General features: G+C 39.0%; 1 protein-coding gene. It reads left to right on the top strand.

Translation table 11 applies throughout. The annotated features are described in order from the left end of the window. Positions 1 to 118 precede the first annotated feature (118 nt). On the top strand, positions 119 to 1,359 hold a 1,241-nt coding region (locus tag AVL50_RS33465; protein ID WP_216639000.1), incomplete at its 3' end, for a hypothetical protein.

Here is a 1,359-nt window from a genome sequence, read left to right as displayed (position 1 = left end):
GATGAAAAATGCCTATTATTTTTTGTTCAATGAAATGGTTGATACAGGATGAAATAAGTTTGCGGACAAAAATAATGGTGCGTTCTTGCCTAAGAATTAAGATAGAGACAACGAAATTATGAGCCAACATCAAGTAAGATACTTGAATGGCGGTTTGGGTGTTACAGCAGATAAAAAACGAAGAATTCAGTCAGGAAACGAGTATGACTACTTGTTCCCTTCACCTGAAAGAAGTGATCCGATTCTGCATAAGAACGGAAGCACTTTTGATACAATCGGTTTTATGAAACAGATTGTTGAAAAGACAAAAGGTGATACGCTGAAGTTTTCAAGATGGATAAAGAAAAGTGATATACAATCTACTCTTCACGCACTGTTTGATTTTATGTACAATCATATACAGTACAAACAGGATGACCCCGGAGAAGAGCAGTTAAGACGACCTGCCCGAAGCTGGTCTGACCGAAAAACAGGTGTTGACTGTGATTGTTATTCGATCTTTATTTCCTCGGTACTTTCCAATTTAGGAATACCACATACTTTTCGAAAAACCAAATACTATCATAGATCTTACTTTCAACATATCTATGTAGTTGTTCCCAAGTTTGCCGGTGCAAACATGAATGACAGGAAACAGTACTGGGCTATCGACCCGGTTATGGACAGGTTTGACGATGAAAAGATTTTTACGGGTAAACATGACTTAACAGTATTAAAAGCAAAAGGCATGAATGGAACAGGTTTATCAGGCGTAGATGGATTGCCAATACGTTACATGAATGGTTTGAACGGTTTTCAGCCGGTGAATCGATCTATCCGAAGTAAAAACCTTGTATGTAAGTGCTTATTGAAAGGTCTTGATGGTACTATTTACGGTCTGGATGAAAGTCAGGTGTTTTACAGTGCTGAGGGAGCACAGCTTCAGGCATTGCATGGTGATGAAATTGTACTTGAGAGCAATGGCGAACTCTATTCACCTTTAAGGGGCTTTGGAGGTTTGGGATCTGTCTATGGACTAGGTTTTTTTGGCAAAATCTGGACCGCAGTAAAAACAGTAGGCGGTAAAATTTGGAAAGGGGCCAAAAGTCTTTTTACAAAGAAAAAATTAACCAAGGTTGCTGACGTTGCAAGTTCTGCTACAGGTGGTGGTGGAAAGCCCACATTTAAAGCAGATCCAAGATTTGTAAAAGGCATCACCAAAGAACAGATGTTTAATCCTAAGAAGCCTATTTATAACGGGTCTACCTTTACTAAAGTAACACCTGTTACTGGTCCTGGTAGTAACTTAAACTTGAATTGGTTGAATAAAGCAGGGAGTACAGCGAATATGCTTTCATCGGCTTTTGGAAAACACTCAAG

This window comes from Flammeovirga sp. SJP92 (genome assembly GCF_001583495.1).
Classification (GTDB): Bacteria; Bacteroidota; Bacteroidia; order Cytophagales; family Flammeovirgaceae; genus Flammeovirga.
This window is presented reverse-complemented; position numbering and strand designations above follow the sequence as displayed.